This window comes from Rhodococcus sp. 06-156-4 (assembly GCF_002259345.1).
Taxonomy (GTDB): domain Bacteria; phylum Actinomycetota; class Actinomycetes; order Mycobacteriales; family Mycobacteriaceae; genus Rhodococcoides; species Rhodococcoides fascians_E.
On sequence record NZ_NPGB01000025.1, the window covers coordinates 232,694 to 251,325 of the forward strand.

Sequence of the window (18,632 nt, forward strand, 5' to 3'; positions counted from 1 at the left end):
GATCCCGGCCCCTCAGTGGGCTGAAGCGTAAGCCAGCGCGTGTTCTGTGAATTCCACACACAGCCGTACGAGGTCGCCGACAACCACGTCCGGGTTTACCGGCTTGTATCTGTAAATAAAATCAGGCTCGTATCCGAGCCACTTCTTCTTCCGACCGCTGTACCCACCAAGTAGGCGAGAGGCGCTTTCCGCTACGTCAAAATCAAAATAGTCAAGAAACTTTTGTTCGACGAAGCGCTCTCGTTCCGCCCGGCGATTCCTCCACGGGCCATCGATATCGTTATCCAGGATGACCGAGAGTCGCATCTGGCCACCTTGATACTGCCAGCCAACGTAATGTCCTCCGCCCGTGCGAGCATGAAAATCCATCCTGCCACGAGTATTTGATAGGCCGACCTCCACGGTGACCGGCGAACGCATGAGCATTTCGATGGCGGAGGCCATCCCGGCGATCCTCAATTTTTCGACCAACGGTAAGAGGCGCGCTCCGCGAAGCTTCTCTCGCGCGTCGACCGAAATATGGAGGGGCTCACTGCCAGTTTCCGAAATAGCAAAGCTGTCCCGGAGGCCAACCAAGAGACCGACAAGTTCGACATACTGCTCAACAAGCAGCGCGTCGAACTCCTGGTCGTTTTCGCGTAAGACCTTCGCCGACGCGGCCAGTGGTACGAGCAGTTCCGAGTAGTCGACATGCCGCCATGGCTTGGGAACATCGAAACCTGGCCGGATAAGCGTGAGCAGGATGAACGACGTCCTGCCCTCGTCGAAAATCGCGGTACAGCCCGCATGGTAGTCAACCAGTTGCTGGCGGTTGGGAATGGAGTGGAGCTTATTTTCCAGTACAAGGTTTCGACCAGCCGTCCCACCGAACAACGTGAGGTCGAGATTCATCCATTCTCGCCGGACCTCTGTGAGTTCAGGCCACCCAGCGATGGCGTCCGCTTTGAAATACTCCATCACCGGCACCGATGCAGCAGGCTGTTCTTTTATCAACCAGTAGAGCATGTTCGAGTGGAATAACTCCTGCCCTGCAGTCGATAGTTGGTAAAGCGGACTCGCTGCTAAACCTGCAACTACCGATGTAGCTAGTTCGGACATGGTCACACCTTCCCTCGAAAATCTGTCCAACCGTACTCGAAGACAACGGCAACACGGGCAGGCGAGTCACGAATAGCCGGCGACGAGGCATCCACGTGCTCGACTTGGCCTAGCCCGGCCGTCGACTTCATTGCCCGACTCCGCTGCGCGGAACGGCTGTGACGAAGTACTCGGCGCAATGTCCGAGGCTGTCCCGCCCGAACTCGAGGGGGGGTGTTTGCCCATAACCGGCAGACACAGACGATGATGTCTGCGTGACCCTGTGGATTGTTGCTGCCGGTGTCGAGCTCGCTGTCATTGTTGCGCTCGGCGTGCTGTTGATCGTGTCGCAGAAGAAGCTGAAGACCACCCGAGCTGCTCTGGACCGCGCACTCGACAGCTCGTCGAAGCGTCGTAAACGTCGTGGCCTGGTGCCGTTCGCGATCCGGACAACGTTCAACACCGCCGATTCGCTGATCAACAAGGGCTTCGGCGCGACGGTGCGTAACTCCGTCGAAGACCTCGCGGGCTGGGCGAAGGTCGAGCGTCCCGATCTCGCGCGGATCGCGGCCGACGGCGACGTGGTGGTCGTGTTCTCCGACATCGAAGGCTCCACGGCACGCAACGAGGAACTGGGCGATCGCGGCTGGGTGAAGCTGCTGGAACGCCACAACCGGCTGATCACCAAGCAGGTGGAAGGCCACGGCGGCCACGTCATCAAGAACCAGGGCGACGGCTACATGATCGCGTTCACCGATGCAGGCCAAGCGGTGCGATGCGGAATCGCAGTTCAGGAGGCTCTGCAGGAGAATCCGGACAAGTGGGATCGGATCCGAGTCCGCATGGGCATCCACGTCGGCAGCTCGGTGCGCCGCGGCGACGACCTGTTCGGGCTCAACGTCGCGATGGCCGCACGCGTCGCAGGGCAGGCCGACGGCGGAGAGATCCTGATCAGCGAATCGGTACGCGAGAAGATCGGTCGTGCGTACGACATAGTCCTAGCCGAACCACGAGAGGTGCAGCTGAAGGGCATGAAAGGAACCCACCAGCTGTACCCCGTGGAAGTTCCCGCACTTCCGGCGACGACGACCGTGCGGGAACTCGACTGACCGTCAGGGCACCAACACCACACCGATACCCGGAATGAGGGTGTCCACCCGCGGCGGCCCCCAGTACTCGCGCGAATGAGTCACGACGATGGCAACCGGCCCTGCACCCGTTCTCGCCACCACTTCCGTCGGCAAACCCTCTCCGGTTGTCTCGAGCGGAACGTTGCCGTTCGGAATCGCCGGATCGTACGGCGGCCTCTCGTAACCCGACAGCTCCCAGTGCCGCAGACCCTCGGAACCCATTGCACCAGTAGCTAGATTGCGCCAATGCACCGTCAAGAACCGATAGGGATACTGGGGGTCCCACGCAGCGACGTTCGCAGCGGAGATACTCACGACACCGGGCTCTGCTCCGACGGTCGTCTTCATCGGAATGGTCTGGAACAACCCACCCGGCACAGCACCCGGAGCGATCTGAAAGCCGGTGACCACCGGAACCGGCGTGATGCTGGTCTGCGGCGCCGCGGCAGCCGTGCCCGCACCCAGGACCAGCGAACCGAACAATGCCGTCGTAACCACGGCTCTTCGCAACACTTTTCGCATAACCTCTCCCCTCATGTGAATGGAAATGTAGGCCAGGGCCTACATCTCCACTCACGACACCTTCGCAAAACGGGCGGCAACACGTCTACCCCTACACCGATTCGTGACGGGGTCGTGACGCGAACATCGTTAACGCCCACTCCCGCGGCATCGATTTTCCTGTCGAGAAGGTGCTGCACCCCGCATGCACCGGTGAGGGCTCTTCATGAAGCGTCTGTTCGTCACCACCATGGCCGTCTTCGCGGCAACAGCACTCGCAGCCTGCGGTTCTTCGGACTACCGGGAACCCGACACCGTCGCCGCAGTCACTGCAACGGCGACGCCGAACAGCACCGAAACTCCACTACCCGACAACGAACCTGCGCCCGAGGATCAGTCCACCCCCGGACCGAATCCGGTCACGATTCCGCCGACACCGTCACGCGATGACGTCAACGTCGATGCTCGCGATTTCGAGCGTGGTGACGGCCAGTACTTCTTCCGATCCCCGAGCGAAAACGTGTTCTGCGGCTTCAACTCCCAGAACGCGCCCGGGACGGTCGTGGGCTGCCAAGTCCGATACTCCGTGCCCGGCAGCAGCGGTCGGGAATGTCTCAACACCGAGAACAACACCTACGGAGTGCGGATCCTCGAAGGCGGCGCCGTCGAGCAGATCTGCACCAACCAGGGCATCTTCGTCGCCGACGACACGCCCGTACTGGAATACGGCCAGGTCATCGGAGTAACCGGAACGGTCTGCCGCTCCACCGAAGTCGGAGTCGCCTGCTACAGCGGAGCTGACAGTGGGTTCATGATCTCCCGCGACGTCAACGTGACCTTCTGACCGGGTAACGAGGTTCACCGCGGAGTCGATTCACACAATGTCCCAACGACGATAGGACCGAAAAGTTGATCAAGAAAATCATTGCTGCGTCCGCACTCGCACTGGGCACCACAGCCCTGGCAGCGACGCCGGCTTCGGCCGACGGAATTTACGATTCACCGTTCACCAGTGAGAACACAGAGCACTACGTCAGCGCATTCGACCCCGCCGCGTACGGTACACGCGGGTCTGACCCGCTCATCATCAGTCCCTACGGAGCCAACCAGCCCATCTACAGTTGGAGCTTCCACGGCCAAGGCCAGACGTGGCAGGTCGATCCGGCCGGCCAGGCACATCTTCTGCGGTCGATCCAACTCCCGGCCGGGTCGTCCACTTACACCTTCCGCACCATTTCAGTCTTCGACCCGTTCACGGTTCTCGACTACTGAACCGGCCTCTGTACGCGGTCTCCGGCTCAGCGGTGTTCTCTCACACCGCGCACGAACCCTTCGACCGAGGAGACTGCGTCGGTCAATTCGACATCGGAATCGACTCGACGAATGACAGCACACTGTGCGATGACCGTGTTCGCGCGTTCGACCGTTCGCTCACCGGAGCTCGTGAGGGCCACGAGCAAGCGCTGTGAATGCGCGGAATCGCGGTACCTCTCGACCAGACCCGCACGTTCCAACCCGGCGACTGTCACTCGTATCGTGGTGCGGTGACGTGCGAGCCTGCGGCAGATCTGCTCGTAGGTCATCGGTCCGCATTGCCCTATGGTCCGCAGGATCTCGAACCTCGCCCAATTCAGACCCACCCGCGCAAGGGATTCCTCCAACTGCGCCTTCACCGCGTCCGTGTTGCGTAACAACGTCGCGATCGTCTCCATCGAATCGGCACGGGTGTCGGTGGCAGTGGTCATCAGCCGGCGACGACCATGTCGACGCCCGACGCCGGCCGGCCGAGTACGAACTGCACGGCCGCGCTCCCGGCGAGGAAGTCGTGGTGGTCGTAGAAGTCGAACATCGCGCGCAACCGCGCAATCGCCCCCGTGGGCATCGACCCGCTCACCGAGTCCTGCCACTGGTCCAGTGAGATCTGTTCGATTTCCACACCGGACCCCCGCAGGAGTTCACGAACCGACAGGGCCTGCGGACCGCCGAGTTCGTAGGTCGCGCAATGATGTCGTTCGCCTTCGGTCAATACGGCCGCGGCGACAGCTGCGACATCATGCAGACGGACGAAAGAAAAGCGGGTATCCGGACTGTAAGGCAACGTCACCCTCGTCGAGTCCCCCGACAACGCACCGGCGAAGTTCTCGACGTAGGCGCACGGCTGCAGCACCGACCACTTCAACGGAGATCGGTGCAGCTCGTCCTCGCATTTCGCTTTGTCCATGTGATGTGGCATCGCCGGAGTGTACGGCCACGCCACCGAGTGATACACGAAATGGTCGACGCCAGCAGAAGCCGCTGCGGTCAACGTATTTCGCAGCAAGTTGGGCTCGTCCGGATGGACATTGGGGGCGATGAAGTACACCGCCCGACACCCGAGGAGCGCTTTGCGCAGCCCGGCACCGGTTTCCAGCTCCACTTCGTGATCGAATTGCGAACGCGCTCGTCGAACGAGGCGTCGTACCCCCACCGTGTCCGCAAGCGCGTCGACCACTGCGGAACCGGTCTTACCCGCGGCGCCGACAACTGCGATGTCGGCGCCGCGGATAGTTCCGTTGCTCATGAGCCCGTCCTAGACGTAATCGTAGACGGCCGAGGTGTCTCCGCCGGAGAGTTGGGCGTATCCCGGGCCGCGATCGAAGAACGGTTCACTCTCACCGCGACCTCCGCGCAACTGCTCGCGCAGTGTCGCGGTGGCGTTGTCGTCGACCGACGGTGCGTCCCCGTCGACGATGACGACGCCGTAATCCTCCCGCGCGCCGTCCACCGAGACCTTGCGCCACGACACGTCCCGCAGAACTTCCTGGGTCGGCCGGTCAAGCGGGTCGCCCCACCCACCGCCGCCGGTAGTGCGGATGCGGATCACTTCCCCAGCCTTGATGGGTTCAGCGTCGGTGAGTGCGTCGAACTCGCGTTCGTTAGGGCCGTCAGGGTCGAGCACCACCGAGAACGGTCGACCGGCTTTGCCGCCTTTGACACCCCAGCAGGCCAGGATCGAACGGTCCGCGATGGACATGAAGTGCGCGTCCTTCAGCATCCGGATGTGCTTCTCGTACCCCAGACCACCGCGATACCGTCCGGCACCGCCGGAATCGACGGCCAATCCGAGCTTTTCGACGATGAACGGGAAACGGCTCTCACTGAATTCGGTAGGGAGGTTTCGCGAATCCGGCACGACGTGGATAGTGTCCTCGCCGTCCGCGTAATACCGGCCACCCGAACCGCCGCCGAGAACCTCGCGCATCAGGTATGAGTGCCCGTCGAAGTCCTCGCCGTAGACACCGGTGTACCGAATCGTCTCCTGATCGGCCGGCATGTTGCCGTCGACGGCCTTGGCGACCACACCGGACAGGACACCGAGCAGACGCAGGATCACGAACGTTCGAGCGTTCGTCGGAGCCGGAAAAATCGGGGTGATGAGCGTTCCCTTCTCGGGGAACTTCATCTCGATCAGCGGCACGACTCCCTCGTTGACGTCGAGTTCGGCCATGCGCTCGGGTGTGTCGGCGAGATTGCGCAGAATCGGCGCGAGCCACTTGATCAGGAAGTTGCCGTCCGCGTAGTCACCACAGTGATTGATGGGCCCCTTCGCCTGCGGGCCGGTCCCGGTGAAGTCGAGGATCAGCCGCTCGCCGCCCTCGTCCTCGGGCCTCGTCTTCGTCAAGGTGATGCGCTGAGTGTGCAGCATGGGCTCGTCGACGCCGTCGTGCTCCGCGTAGTCCTCCCACGTGTACTCACCGACCGGAATCTTGCTCAGAATCTCACGGCGGTACGTCTCGGTGGTCGCGTCCATCATCGCGTCGAAGCAGGATTCGATGGTGTCCACGCCGTAACGCTCGAACAACTCGGTCAGTCGACGCGCACCCATCAGGCACGCCGAGCATTCGGCATCCAGATCGGCGGCCAAAGCGTCGGGCATGCGGGAGTTGCGCGTCATGATGCGCAGAGCTGCCTCGTTGGCCACTCCCTGATCCCAGAGTTTGATGGGCGGAACCATCAACCCTTCTTCGTACACGGTCGTCGCACCGGACGGCATGGAGCCCGGGCAGCAGCCGCCGATGTCGTCGTGATGCCCGAAGGCCTGCACGAAGGCAACCACCTTCGGTTCCGAATCGGGAGTGGTACGAGCGAACACCGGGACCGTGACGCAGAGGTCAGGGAGGTGGCCGATTCCGCCTTCGGACAGGTAGACGTCATTGTGGAAATAGACGTCTCCGGGCTTCATCGTCTCCAGGGGGAAATCACGGGCGATGGGGTGCACCAACGCAGAGTACGAACGACCCGTCAACTTACGCAGATTGCGATCGTGGATGCCGGCACGGAAGTCGTGGGCATCGCGGATCATCGGCGAACGGGAGGTCCGCGAGATGGACGTCTCGACCTCCATTTCGACGCTGGCAAGGTAGCCTGCGACGATCTCGACGAGGATCGGGTCCGGGATCGCACCGTCGGTCTCGGTCAGTCGGTAGGGCTTGGCTGCGGTCGCGGCCGCAGCATCGAGTACAGCAGTCATCACTTCGCTCCGTTCGAGTCGAAAGTCTTGGAGATGCGGATGTTTCCGTGGGTGTCGATTCGCGCCGAGAATCCGGGGTGGATCGGGACGGTGGAGCTGAATTCCTCGATGACGGCTGGACCGTCGATCGTGTCACCAGCACCCAGGCGAGCACGGTCGTAGACGGTGGTATCCACCCAGGAGTCGAAGTAGGACTTACGGGAACCGGTTCGGGCAGACTCGGAACCTGAACCGGCTGCAACCGTACGGGCGGCCGGACGCTGAATGGGCCCGATTCCGCTGACTCGCAGGTTGACCCACTCCACGTGCTGAGCGTGGTCGCCGCGGAAGTCGTAACCATACAGCTCGCGGTGCGCCTCGTGGAACGCCTCGGCGGACGCGTCCATGAGTTCGGGCGTGATGGGCCCGTCGCCGACAGGAACGCGGACCTCGAACGCCTGGCCCATGTACCGGAGGTCGGCAGTGCGCGCGTACCGGCGTTGCGTCTCGTCGAAACCTTCGTCGGCGAGGGCGATCTCGGCCTTGCCGGCCAGTGCATCGAACAGCTCCTGCAGCTCGGCGGCCTGCAACCGGTCGTGACGACCGACGTGCGTCTGGACGTAGTCGTTGCGCACGTCGACGGTGAGCAGTCCGAATGCCGACACGTTGCCCGGGTCGAGTGGTACCAGCACGTCTTTGAGACCGAGAATGTCGATGAGCCTGCACGCGAGGAGCGAGCCCGAACCACCGAAGGTGACAAGGGTGAAATCCCTGACGTCGAGACCACGCTTGACGGTGATCTGCCGCAACGCATTCGCCTGGTTCCACGCCGACACCTCGAGGATACCGACGGCGCACTCCTCGAACCCGAGTTTCAACTCTGTCGCCAACTGCTCCAGCCCTTTTCGAGCGAGCTCGGTGTCGAGTGGAATCTCACCACCGAGCAAGTGCGGTGGGATCCGGCCGAGCAGCACGTGGGCGTCGGTGATGGTCGGCTCGCTGCCGCCCTTGCCGTAGCACAACGGTCCCGGATCAGCACCGGCCGACTGAGGTCCGACGCGAAGGGTGCGCTCGGGAGTCATCCAGGCAATCGACCCGCCGCCTGCACCAACGGTCACGACGTCGATCATCGGAATCTTCGACGGATAGTTCCCGACGCGTCCCTCGGTGGTCAGCGCAGGCTCGCCCTGTACGACAACGGTGACGTCGGTCGATGTTCCACCGCCGTCACACGTGAGAACTTGGTCGACGCCTGCAGCGTCGGCGATCAGTGCTGCACCGAGGGCACCCGCTGCCGGACCGGACAAGACCGTCGTGATCGGCTGGTGCACGACCTCTTTGGCCGAGAGCACGCCGCCGTTGGACTTCATGACGTAGAAGGGGATGTCTCGGGCTTCACCGTCGGCAGTGGAGAACTCACGCAGCCGGTTGGCGATGTTGTTCACGTAGTTGCGGATGTTCGGCTTCACGGCAGCGTCGACGAGTGTCGTGATGGACCGCTCGTACTCGCGGTATTCGCGCAGAACCTGGCTCGAAATGCTCACCGTCGCTTCCGGGAACACCTCGTCGAGGATGTCGCGGACCCGCTCCTCGTGGGACGGGTCGGCATAGGAATGCATCAGGCACACCCCGATCGTCATGATCCCGCGATCCTTGAAGAACTGAGCAGCGGTGCGGACACTTGCCTCGTCGAGTGGACGAATCTCGCGGCCGTCGAACGCAAGACGACCACCGACGGTTTTGACTCTGTCCGCCGGAACGATGCGATCGGGCTTGACCCAGAAGTAGGAGTTGCCGTAGCCGTCGGGCACCGACTGACGGGCGATCTCGAGCACGTGCTCGTAGCCCTCGGTGGTGATGAACCCCAGGTTCTCTACCTTGCCCTCGAGCAGCTTGTTGGTAGCAACCGTCGTGCCGTGGCTGACCGCGCCGATACTCTCACCGCTCTCACCGAGCTTCTCGAGCACCTTCTCGATGCCGGTGAGGAATCCCTCCGCGGGGTCTGCCGGCGTCGAGGGTGTCTTGGTGGTGACCATGGCGCCGGTCTCGTCGTCGACCGCGACGATGTCGGTGAACGTGCCACCGGTGTCGATACCGATCCGAATCTTCCTGGAATCCACTGCTGCCTCCGTGTAGTTGCTGGCGTGTAATGCCATTTCACAGCGTGTGCATCACGTAGTCGTTGGCAGATTTTGCCCAACACTGCGGGCGGTCTTCGGCATCCAGTGAACAGGCACGAAAAACGCCCCGAACCGGACGGGTTCGGGGCGTTCAGCATGGAGTGGGACCCCGGTTTCCGGAGCGAACGTCGGGCGGAGTGAGTGTCGGACGGGGGAACGGTTGAAGTGCAGACCTATTTCGACCGTCCGAGTACGCCGCCGATGACTACACCGGTGAGGGCGATGGCGGCTCCCAGGGCAGCGCTGACCACGACGGTACGGATGTCCGCACCCCCCGCACTCGCCACGGCCACGGAGGGTGCAGATGCTGCTGCGACCTGCCGGTCCGGCTGCGCCGCATCCGTTTCACCGGCCGGTGCGGCCTCGGGTGTCGACGACGGAATGCCGTTGGCGATGACCCCGTCGATGCTCTTGAAGAACACTCCGGCCATCTTCTTCGCGACGCCGGTGATCATGCGCTGCCCGACGCCTCCGACCATTCCTCCGACGACCGCGTCGGCGTCGTAGGAGAGCAGGGTGCCGCCCTCGTTCTCGGTCAGGGTGACCGTGACGTCGGCTTTTACCGTTCCCGGGGCACCCGCGCCAGACGCCGTCATGACGAACGAATGGGGCCGATCCTGTTGCGAAAGAACGACTTCACCGTCGTACACTCCCTTGATGGACGCGACTCCGGCCATGATGGACAGCTTGTAGTGGTTGTCCGTCAGCTGTTCCAGTGACTGCACCCCGGGAATGGTCGCGGCGAGTACGCGTCCGTCCTGCAGGTTGTCGTACACCTCCTCGCGAGGTGCCGTGAGCTGTGCGGTGCCGGCGATTCTCATGAATTCTCCTGTGCTGACTGGTGCGCGAGGCGGAGCTCGAACAACTCCGACGGTGAGATAGGCATGGATGTGATGGGGATGCCTTCGGCGTTCTCGATGGCTGCGGCGATGACGGCGCTGGTGGGGATCACGCCCGCTTCGCCTGCACCCTTCATTCCCAATGGGTTCAGGCCCGACGGCGTCACCGTATGGTCCATTTCCAACGTGTTCGGCATCTCGGTGACGAACGGCATCAGAAAGTCCATGTAGGAGGCGTTGAGCATCTGCCCGTGCTCGTCGTAGACGATCTTCTCGTACAACGCTCCGCCGATGCCCTGCGCCACTGCACCCTGGACCTGTCCTTCGACGATGCGGGGATTGATGACATTGCCGCAATCATGAATAACGACGTACCGCAGCACGGTGATCTCGGCGGTGATCGGATCGGTTTCGACGATGGCAGCGTGCACCCCAGACGCGAAGGTCGAGTGCGGCGGCGAGTAGTACCCTGTGGCTTCGAGCCCAGGCTGGTCGCCCTCCGCAATCGGCGGTTTCGTCATGTCCGGGTTGGTCTTGGCGAAACCCGTGGCCAGCTTGGATTCCTTGTCGAAGGCGTAGCGCAGCGGATTCGACAGCACCGCGACGACGCTGAGAGGTACCGATGTCCCGTCGACACCGGGTTCGGTGCCGACCACACACACATGTCCCCCGCGCAGCTCCAGATCACTCGGATCCACCGAGAGGATTCCCGACGCCACATTCTTCGCCTTCTCAGCGACCATCTGCGCCGCGACATGAAACGCCGAACCCGACATCACCGCACCACGTGAGGCGAACGTACCGACGGCGTAGCCGAAGCGACGGGTGTCGCCGGTGACGATCTCGACGTCGGACACCTTCACGCCCAGGTCGTCGGCGACAATCTGCGCGAACGCGGTCTGATGTCCCTGCCCCTGCGTCGTCAACCCCGTCGCGGCCTTGACCTTGCCGGACGTCTCGACGACAACATGTGCGCCCTCGTACGGTCCCGGTCCGGTTCCTTCGACGTACGCGCCGATACCGATGCCGACAGTACGACCCTCGGCTCGCGCCTTCCTCTGGTACTCGGGAAAGCCATCCCAGTCGACGAGCTTCTTGAGTTTGTCGATGCCGGCCTGGTAGTCGCCCGTGTCGTAGATCAACGGGCGCCCGTCCTGGAACATCAGCCCGAAGTCGTACGGCATGTCCTCGGGCCGAACGAAATTGATCTCACGAACGGCGATCTTGTCCTTGTCGAGATGGTCGGCGATGGCGTCCATCGCACGTTCCATCGCGAACACCGCCTGAGGCCGTCCGGCGCCGCGATACGGCGTGACCAGCACCGTGTTGGTATAGAGCGAGTACGCGTCGACGCGGAAGGACTTCGGCTTGTACGGTCCCAGCACCTGTGTGGCCGTGTTGATCATGACGATGATGCCGTAGGGCAGGTACGCGCCGTTGTCGTGCCAGAACGTGAAGTCGAAAGCGAGCAGATGTCCGTCGTCGTCGAAACCGATCTCGACCTTCTGGATCTGGCCACGCTCGTGGGCGCTCGAGATGAAATGCTCACGGCGGTCCTCAACCCACTTGACCTCGTTGGAAACGCCGGCGCGGCCGAGGCGTCGGGCAGCCCAGGTGACCATGACCTCCTCCGGCCAGGGATGGACGATCTTGACACCGAAACCGCCGCCGACATCGGGCGCGATGCAGTGAACTTTGTTCAGTGCCATGCCGAGTCGAGCTGCGATGGCGGCACGCGCGGACGTGGAGGTCTGCGTCGACGTCCAGAACGTCAGTACGTTCTCGTCGCCGTCCCAGCGGGCGTAGACGCCTTTGCCTTCCATGGGCATCGAGGCGGACCGCTCGATCTCGAGATCCAATGTCAGACGGTTGGGTGCAGCCGCCAGTTCGGCGTCGACATCGCCGAATCCGTGTTGTAGCCGTGCCGCGACGTTGTCCGGCACATCGGCGTGGACCGCCTTGGCGGCAGTGCGCGCGGTGTCGATACCCACAACAGGGTCGAGCATCTCGTACGTCACGTCGATCTTCGCGCACGCATCCTCGGCGATGTAGCGGTTGTCCGCGACGACCATGGCGATGGCCTCACCGACGTGGTTGACCTCGTCCTTGGCCAGCGGATATCCGTTGCGCGCGGCGACGATCGCGGGATGCGGAATAAGCAGTGGCAGATTCTCCGCCATCTCCTCCGAATCGTCGACCAGATCGTCGTAGATGTAGATGGCGTGAACGCCTGCCACATCGAGCGCCGGATCGATGTCGATGTCGATTATTTTCGCGTGCGCGTGCGGGGAACGCACGAACGCCGCGATCAGCGCGCCGTGGCCGAGGTCGTCGAGGTAACGGCCCTGCCCACTGAGCAGACGCGTGTCCTCCTCCCGCGGAATGGGCTTGCCGAAGAACTTCTCCGACGCGCCTACCACGTGCGCGGTGTCGATCTGGGTTGTCATGCCCTCCCGGCCTTTCCACCGACAGGTGCAGTCGCGCCGCGGACCTTACGGTCGAGCGCGTCACGGGTGGCTTCGTCGTCGACGCCGAGCGGGAACTCCCCCGCCCGTTCACGTTTGATCTCGGCGGCGCGGAGCACCGATGCACGAATGTTCTGATATCCGGTACAGCGGCACAAGTTTCCGGCAATGGCATCGGTCGCTTCGTCGTGCGTCGGATTCGGGTTGTCCTCGAGGAATGCCGCGATCGTCGTGACGAATCCCGGAGTACAGAAACCACACTGAAGACCGTGGCAGTCCTTGAACGCCTGCTGCACCGGGTGCAGCGTGCCGTCGGGTTCGACGAGGCCCTCCACCGTCGTCACCGAGTGGCCTTCCAAGCCCGCTGCGAGCACGAGGCAGGATCGGACAGGCTTGCCGTCCAGCAACACCGTGCACGCCCCGCACACACCGTGCTCGCAGCCGACGTGTGTTCCGGTGCGGCGCAGGTGATGTCGAATCGCATCCGACGCCAGGGTCCGAGACGGCAGGACCGCGGTTTCGGTGACGCCGTTCAGCGTGAACGTGACGGCGACGTGATGCTCGCCGGTGTCGGCCTGCAGCTCCGCGAGCTGATCGTCGATGGTTTTGTCAGGCATTGGTTCTGCTCCTCACGAGTGTGCGTGCGTCCGCGGCCGCCGCGAGTCCGACTCGACTGGTCAGCGCAGACACCAGCTGAGAACGGTAAGCGGCCGTGGCATGGATGTCGGCGTCGGTCTCGACGGTGTCGCGGGCCAGCTCGCCCAGCGCACGCCACTTGGGGTCACGCTCGTCGGTCGCCGACGCCCCGGCCAGGGTGTCGCTGTAATCGACGACGAGACCGAGCTCTCCTGCCGAAATGTATGTCATCTTCGCGGTGACAACGTAGTCGTCCACCACTTCCACCTGGGCCGCGACACCGACCAACGCGTAGTCGCCGTGCCGTCGGGCAATCTCGTCGATAGCGGTACCGACTCCCGCTCGCGCTGCCGGTACGCGCACGGCCAGAGCGATCTCGTCGGGCTCGAGCGTGCTCTCGAGCGGCCCGGCGAACAGGTCGGCGGACGCGATCACGCGCTGACCCCGCGTCGACTGCACCGTGACCTCTCCGCCGAGCAGCGACAGCACGGCCGGCATCTCGGCCGAGGGATCCGCGTGCACGATCGATCCGACGGTGGTGCCGCGGTTGCGAATCGTCGGATGCGCCACCAGATGCAGGCCTCGGCTCAACAACGGCTGAACTTCTCGGGCTGCAGGGTGATCGTGCAGTACGGAGTGCGTGACCAGCGCGCCGAACTCGACGCCCGAATCACCGGAGGCAACAATCGAATCGAGGTCTCGCACCGCTCCGATGTCCACGATGTGCGCCGGTGCGGCCAACCGCATCGACAGCAGCGGGACGAGTGACTGACCACCCGCCATGACCTTGCCCTCATACGAGACCTCGGCGAGTATCCGGCACGCCTCCGGGATCGTGGTGGGCCGGTGGTATGTCAGCGGCGACGGTTTCATGTCTCGATCCTGCCTGTCCGGAAACGAAGGTAACTTGTCTACTTGTGACAACAGTCACGCACGATGCCTGTCACAATCAGGTCAGTTGTTTGCTCGGTGTCGATCCCTCGGACGTGCCCGATGTGTAACGGTCCAACTCGGGATTGCGGGCTCCGACGAATCGGCACAAGTGGTACATGAGGATCACGACGATCGTGCCGAGCGAGATGCCCCCGAGGGAGAAGGTGTCGCTGAACGTCAGGGACACGTCGCCGATACCGATGATCAGGCCGGCAGCAATGGGCATCATGTTCAGCGGGTTGCCGAAGTCGACGCCGTTCTCCTTCCAGATCTTGGCTCCGAGCAGGCCGATCATGCCGTAGAGGACAACGGTGATGCCGCCGAGCACACCGCCCGGGGTGGCCGAGATGAACGCGCCGAACTTGGGCGAGAAACCCAGCAGCATGGCAACGATGCCGGCCACGGTGTACGCGGCGGTGGAATAGACGCGCGTAGCGGCCATGACGCCGATGTTCTCGGCGTAAGTGGTCGTCGGTGAGCCACCGACGCCGCTGGCGATTGCCGTGGCGAACCCGTCACCGGCCAACGCACGGCCCATGTACGGGTCGAGGTCCTCCTTGGTCATTTCCGCGACAGCTTTGACGTGACCAGCGTTCTCCGCGATCAACGCGATGACACCGGGCAGAACCAGTACGACGAACGTGAGGCTGAACGACGGGGCGTGGATGCCGACGACACCGTTGGCCTCGTCGGAGAACGGCGGTAGACCGAACCAGGAGGCCGACGCAACAGGGTCCCAGTTGACGCGGAAGTGCTCGGTGATCTCGCCGACGTTCGCGTCGTACGACGTTATCGGCCCGGAGAGACGGTCGAGCGCCCACGACGCGGCGTAACCGAGGATCAACGCGAGGAAGATCGCGATCCGACCCATGAAGCCGCGAAGCGCGACGGACATGATGATCAACGCTGCCATCACGAACAGCGCGATCCATTGGTCCTGCGGCCAGTAGAGGCCGGCCACAACCGGTGCGAGGTTGAAGCCGATCAACATGACCACCGCCCCGGTGACGGCGGGCGGAAGCAACTTGAAGATGAGGCGGCCGCCGAGGAAGTGGACAGCGACGCCGATGAGCCCGAGCACGAGGCCGGACACCAGGATCGCACCGGTGACCTCCGCCGAGGTGCCACCCTGCGCCCGAATCGCGGCGATGCCGCCGACGAACGCAGCGGACGTTCCGAGATAACTCGGAATCCGGCCCTTGACCACCAGAAGGAAGAAGATGGTACAGAACCCTGACATCATCACTGCCAGTTGCGGATTCAGACCCATGATGATCGGAAACACGAACGTCGCGCCGAACATCGATACGACGTGCTGGCCACCGAGTCCGATGGTCCGCCCCCAGCTGAGCCGTTCACCGGGAGCGACGACTTCACCCGGCGCCACCGTCTTGCCATCCCCATGCAACGTCCAAATCGGCATGTTCAGCCTTTCACGAAGAGGAGGGCGCCCGCGTTCTGTGTTCCAGCTCACAGATCGCCCGTGGTGAACCTGAACGTTATTACAGGCGGAGAGGGCCCGAGTGATGACAATCTGACAGATCGAGCGGGCTCGGATTGGCAGATTTAGTGATTGATGCCGCGCATCGCGATTATCTTCAGTGCTAAAGACAGGTCCAACCGCAATTCCGGCTGCTCGGTGAACGAGCCCAGGATTTTCTCCAGCTTCACAACCCTGTAACGCAGTGTGTTGTAGTGGAAATGGAGCTTCCGGGCGGTCTCCGCGATATTGATGTTCGTTGCCAGTAGCGCTTCGAGTGTGTTTCGCATGTCCTGCGCCTCCGCAGTGTCCTCGGTCAGCTCACGCAGCGTTTCTCGCGCGAAGTTCTCGAGCTCGTCCTCGTCCTCCACGAGCGACAACAGGCGGTAGACACCCAGGTCGTCGAAATTCGTGAGCGACCATTGACCCGAAATGCGACGACCGACAGTCAACGCCGTGCGAGCCTGGCTGTAACAGGACGGAACGCCGTCGGTCGAGCCCGCAGTGCGCGATACTCCCACACTGAACGGCCTTCTGCCGCCGCCACCTTCGCCGCGAACGACGTTCACCAAATCCCGCACCAATGCCATCGTGTCGGACCCGACGCCCATGACTATGACCGTTTCTCCAGTCAGTGCCGTCACCGCCGCGCCGGGGTCCCGGTGCGCGATCGCGCCGGAGAACGCCATCGCCTGACGATCGACGACAGGAAGTCGGTGCACCGAACTCGACGATTCGTCGACCACCGGATCAGGTTCGATACTGACGATGACCAAGGGCCTGTCGAAATCCCAGCCGAACGTCTTGGCATGCGAGACAACGTGATCCGAGTCTCCGGCACGACCCAACATCAGATCGTGAATGAAGTTTGCCCGGTGCCGTTCCTCGACCGACGCCACTGCCTGCTGACGAGTCACCACCAGTGCACACACCGCAGCCGCGCGCTCCACTAGGTACAGGTCGTGTTCGGCCATCTCGCGGTCCCACGCGAACAGCGCCATTCGCCCGTGGTCGATGTGGTTGGCGGAGACGGCCGCGACCGCACTGGCGTGGCCGTCGAAGACGTGCATGCCGAGACCGCCTTCGACGGTGTCGGTTCGGAGCCGCCCCGTCGAGTCGAGGGCGGGACTGGTCGACAACCTCCTGCGTCCGCCCGCATCGCCCGCTCGACAGATCTCGCGGCCGTCGGACGTGGTCAGCAAGACGGTGCCGTTCAACTCACGCGACGCTACCTCGGCCAGATCCGTCAGGCCACCTCCTGCCATGACGATGTCGACCAACAGCTTTCTGATGCGCTCGGCTTCGAACATCGCGCCGACTTGCGCCGCTTCGATGCGCGCTCGACCGCGGGCGAGTGGGTGGTCGCCGTCGCCGTGATAGGCGATGATCGGAAGCTCGAGCTGTGCAGCGGCATCGATCATCTCCGGTTCGAGATTCCAGCCGTCACTGTTGAACTGCACCGCCAGCGCCACGACTCCACGCGAGCTCAGACGCCCAACGAACGTCGACGCCGCCTCGGTCAGCAGGCCGAGCGTGCGCGGAGACGTGATCAACAGCTGACCACTCCGGAGCCACGGCCCGATGTCCGGAACCGCCATGAACCCGACCCCGTGTACTGCCACCCCGTCGACATCTCCCACGACGACCGAGGAGGACGGCAACAGCGCCGATCGAAGCAGCTCTTCGAGTGGAATCTCGCTGTCCAGAATGGGTACGGACACTGGGCTGGCACCTCGGTTTTCGTTCGCGGGGGAAACGTCGATCCTAACGCTCACTGCCCCGCGCGGCAGGACAACAGGTCAAGCAGACGAAACGAGCCCGTGAATCGGTCCGCGGCCGAAGCGCAGTTCGTCGCCACTGGAACCACGTACCGTCTTGGTGACCTCCGCCATCACCGACAACGCAGTCTCCGCGGGAGTTCGAGCTCCCAGATCGAGTCCGATAGGCGAGTGCAGGCGGGCGAGCTGCTGTGCGTCGATTCCTCGCTCGCGCAGTAGATCCACCCGTCGCGCATGGGTGGACCGACTGCCCATCGCGCCCACATACCCGGCGTCGGAACGCAGGGCGATGTTCAGCAACGGGATGTCGAATTTCTCGTCGTGGGTGAGGACGACGATCACCGTTCGCAAATCGATGGGAGCCTCTGCCAAGAACTTGTCCGGCCACCGGACGATCACCTCGTGCGCCGACGGAAATCTCGCACGTGTCGCGAAGACTGGCCGGGCGTCGACCACGCTGACGTGATACCCGGCGAACACACCGAGTGTGCTGACAGCCGTTGCGAAGTCGATTGCCCCGAAAACATACATGCGTGGCAGTGGCCGGTGGAAGTCGACAAGAACGTCACTATCGGCCAGCGTCCCGGCCGCTGCGACGAACACGTCGGACTCACCGTGTTCGAGCCTGGCGATGATGTCCCGAACCTGCGTCCGTGTCAGGTGCAGATCCCCCGAGGCAGACTTGGCGTCGACGATCAGATGCCGTGACGGCATGCCCGTGGCGAGGGTGGTCAACACGGCAACCGGTTCGTCCGCAGCAAGTCGGCGGCACACGTCCGACATCGGAGAATCCCCGTGATGGACGAACTCCACCAGTACCTCGATGCGTCCCCCGCACGTCAACCCGACGCCGTATGCGTCGTCGTCGGTGACGTCGAATATCTCGACGCGCGAGTTGCCGTCTGCAAGTACGTCCCGAGCCGTCTCGTACAGCGCGCTTTCTATACATCCGCCGGACACACTGCCGATCACCTCGCCACGGCGGTTCACCGCCATAGCAGCGCCCGGCCTGCGAGGGGACGATCGCCACGTGCGGGTCACGGTCGCCAGCGCGGCATCGTCTCCGGCTTGCAGCCATGCGTACAACTGAGGTGATATCTCACGCATCGCTCGATCCTCCGTTC

The 18,632-nt window shown here is 63.2% G+C and carries 16 protein-coding genes; 3 read left to right on the top strand and 13 right to left on the bottom strand.

What is annotated here, in order from left to right:
• Positions 1-12: 12 nt before the first annotated feature.
• On the bottom strand, positions 13-1,098 hold the full coding sequence (locus CH290_RS16855; RefSeq protein ID WP_141216219.1) for a PD-(D/E)XK nuclease family protein: 1,086 nt from the start codon (positions 1,096-1,098) through the stop codon (positions 13-15).
• A 254-nt stretch (positions 1,099-1,352) separates the two neighbouring features.
• On the opposite strand from CH290_RS16855, the gene CH290_RS16860 reads away from it, so the two are divergent.
• Complete coding sequence (locus tag CH290_RS16860) at positions 1,353-2,186, top strand: adenylate/guanylate cyclase domain-containing protein (protein ID WP_019663313.1); 834 nt, start codon at positions 1,353-1,355, stop codon at positions 2,184-2,186.
• A gap of 3 nt (positions 2,187-2,189) precedes the next feature.
• Here the strand turns inward: CH290_RS16860 and CH290_RS16865 are convergent, their stop codons facing one another.
• Entirely contained in the window at positions 2,190-2,705 is a 516-nt protein-coding gene (locus CH290_RS16865) for a hypothetical protein (RefSeq protein ID WP_249277812.1), read from the bottom strand.
• A gap of 229 nt (positions 2,706-2,934) precedes the next feature.
• Between CH290_RS16865 and CH290_RS16870 the strand changes: the two genes are divergently transcribed.
• Together CH290_RS16870 and CH290_RS16875 are read left to right on the top strand one after the other, a co-directional pair.
• Positions 2,935-3,552 (top strand): cyclin family protein, encoded by a 618-nt coding sequence (locus CH290_RS16870; protein ID WP_033187924.1) that lies wholly within the window; start codon positions 2,935-2,937, stop codon positions 3,550-3,552.
• A 65-nt stretch (positions 3,553-3,617) separates the two neighbouring features.
• On the top strand, positions 3,618-3,980 hold the full coding sequence (locus CH290_RS16875; RefSeq protein WP_033187925.1) for a hypothetical protein: 363 nt from the start codon (positions 3,618-3,620) through the stop codon (positions 3,978-3,980).
• A gap of 26 nt (positions 3,981-4,006) precedes the next feature.
• Here the strand turns inward: CH290_RS16875 and CH290_RS16880 are convergent, their stop codons facing one another.
• The 11 genes from CH290_RS16880 to CH290_RS16930 all read right to left on the bottom strand — a co-directional run bounded on the left by CH290_RS16880 (position 4,007) and on the right by CH290_RS16930 (position 18,615).
• Positions 4,007-4,453, bottom strand: a complete 447-nt coding sequence (locus tag CH290_RS16880; protein WP_019663309.1) for a MarR family winged helix-turn-helix transcriptional regulator — start codon at positions 4,451-4,453, stop codon at positions 4,007-4,009.
• Complete coding sequence (locus CH290_RS16885; RefSeq protein WP_033187926.1) at positions 4,453-5,268, bottom strand: NmrA family NAD(P)-binding protein; 816 nt, start codon at positions 5,266-5,268, stop codon at positions 4,453-4,455. The genes CH290_RS16880 and CH290_RS16885 overlap by 1 nt, the downstream gene beginning before the upstream one ends.
• A 9-nt stretch (positions 5,269-5,277) precedes the next feature.
• A complete protein-coding gene (locus tag CH290_RS16890) occupies positions 5,278-7,218 on the bottom strand; it encodes a hydantoinase B/oxoprolinase family protein (protein ID WP_019663307.1) in 1,941 nt (646 codons plus the stop codon).
• On the bottom strand, positions 7,218-9,317 hold the full coding sequence (locus tag CH290_RS16895) for a hydantoinase/oxoprolinase family protein (protein ID WP_026347468.1): 2,100 nt from the start codon (positions 9,315-9,317) through the stop codon (positions 7,218-7,220). The genes CH290_RS16890 and CH290_RS16895 overlap by 1 nt, the downstream gene beginning before the upstream one ends.
• 233 nt (positions 9,318-9,550) lie before the next feature.
• The gene (locus CH290_RS16900; protein WP_019663305.1) at positions 9,551-10,198 is read right to left on the bottom strand and encodes an SRPBCC family protein; all 648 of its coding nucleotides are present in this window, start codon (positions 10,196-10,198) and stop codon (positions 9,551-9,553) included.
• A complete protein-coding gene (gene cutA, locus CH290_RS16905) occupies positions 10,195-12,663 on the bottom strand; it encodes an aerobic carbon-monoxide dehydrogenase large subunit (protein WP_019663304.1) in 2,469 nt (822 codons plus the stop codon). The genes CH290_RS16900 and cutA overlap by 4 nt, the downstream gene beginning before the upstream one ends.
• Entirely contained in the window at positions 12,660-13,298 is a 639-nt protein-coding gene (locus CH290_RS16910) for a (2Fe-2S)-binding protein (RefSeq protein WP_019663303.1), read from the bottom strand. Before CH290_RS16910 ends, cutA begins: the two co-directional genes overlap by 4 nt.
• The gene (locus tag CH290_RS16915; RefSeq protein ID WP_020112751.1) at positions 13,291-14,190 is read right to left on the bottom strand and encodes an FAD binding domain-containing protein; all 900 of its coding nucleotides are present in this window, start codon (positions 14,188-14,190) and stop codon (positions 13,291-13,293) included. The genes CH290_RS16910 and CH290_RS16915 overlap by 8 nt, the downstream gene beginning before the upstream one ends.
• Before the next feature lie 76 nt (positions 14,191-14,266).
• Positions 14,267-15,673: a uracil-xanthine permease family protein gene (locus CH290_RS16920; RefSeq protein WP_051104797.1), complete on the bottom strand. Its 1,407-nt coding sequence runs from the start codon at positions 15,671-15,673 to the stop codon at positions 14,267-14,269.
• Positions 15,674-15,816: 143 nt separating this feature from the next.
• On the bottom strand, positions 15,817-17,451 hold the full coding sequence (locus CH290_RS16925; RefSeq protein WP_019663300.1) for a helix-turn-helix domain-containing protein: 1,635 nt from the start codon (positions 17,449-17,451) through the stop codon (positions 15,817-15,819).
• 78 nt (positions 17,452-17,529) lie between these two features.
• Complete coding sequence (locus tag CH290_RS16930) at positions 17,530-18,615, bottom strand: XdhC family protein (RefSeq protein ID WP_033187927.1); 1,086 nt, start codon at positions 18,613-18,615, stop codon at positions 17,530-17,532.
• Between the last annotated feature and the right edge of the window lie 17 nt (positions 18,616-18,632).

Excerpts from the sequence above, each read along its gene's own strand:
- CH290_RS16855 (WP_141216219.1), bottom strand. The coding sequence starts at position 1,098 with ATGTCCGAACTAGCTACATCGGTAGTTGCAGGTTTAGCAGCGAGTCCG.
- CH290_RS16870 (WP_033187924.1), top strand. The coding sequence starts at position 2,935 with ATGAAGCGTCTGTTCGTCACCACCATGGCCGTCTTCGCGGCAACAGCA.
- CH290_RS16880 (WP_019663309.1), bottom strand. The coding sequence starts at position 4,453 with ATGACCACTGCCACCGACACCCGTGCCGATTCGATGGAGACGATCGCG.
- CH290_RS16885 (WP_033187926.1), bottom strand. The coding sequence starts at position 5,268 with ATGAGCAACGGAACTATCCGCGGCGCCGACATCGCAGTTGTCGGCGCC.
- CH290_RS16890 (WP_019663307.1), bottom strand. The coding sequence starts at position 7,218 with ATGACTGCTGTACTCGATGCTGCGGCCGCGACCGCAGCCAAGCCCTAC.
- CH290_RS16900 (WP_019663305.1), bottom strand. The coding sequence starts at position 10,198 with ATGAGAATCGCCGGCACCGCACAGCTCACGGCACCTCGCGAGGAGGTG.
- cutA (WP_019663304.1), bottom strand. The coding sequence starts at position 12,663 with ATGACAACCCAGATCGACACCGCGCACGTGGTAGGCGCGTCGGAGAAG.
- CH290_RS16910 (WP_019663303.1), bottom strand. The coding sequence starts at position 13,298 with ATGCCTGACAAAACCATCGACGATCAGCTCGCGGAGCTGCAGGCCGAC.
- CH290_RS16915 (WP_020112751.1), bottom strand. The coding sequence starts at position 14,190 with ATGAAACCGTCGCCGCTGACATACCACCGGCCCACCACGATCCCGGAG.
- CH290_RS16920 (WP_051104797.1), bottom strand. The coding sequence starts at position 15,673 with ATGCCGATTTGGACGTTGCATGGGGATGGCAAGACGGTGGCGCCGGGT.
- CH290_RS16930 (WP_033187927.1), bottom strand. The coding sequence starts at position 18,615 with ATGCGTGAGATATCACCTCAGTTGTACGCATGGCTGCAAGCCGGAGAC.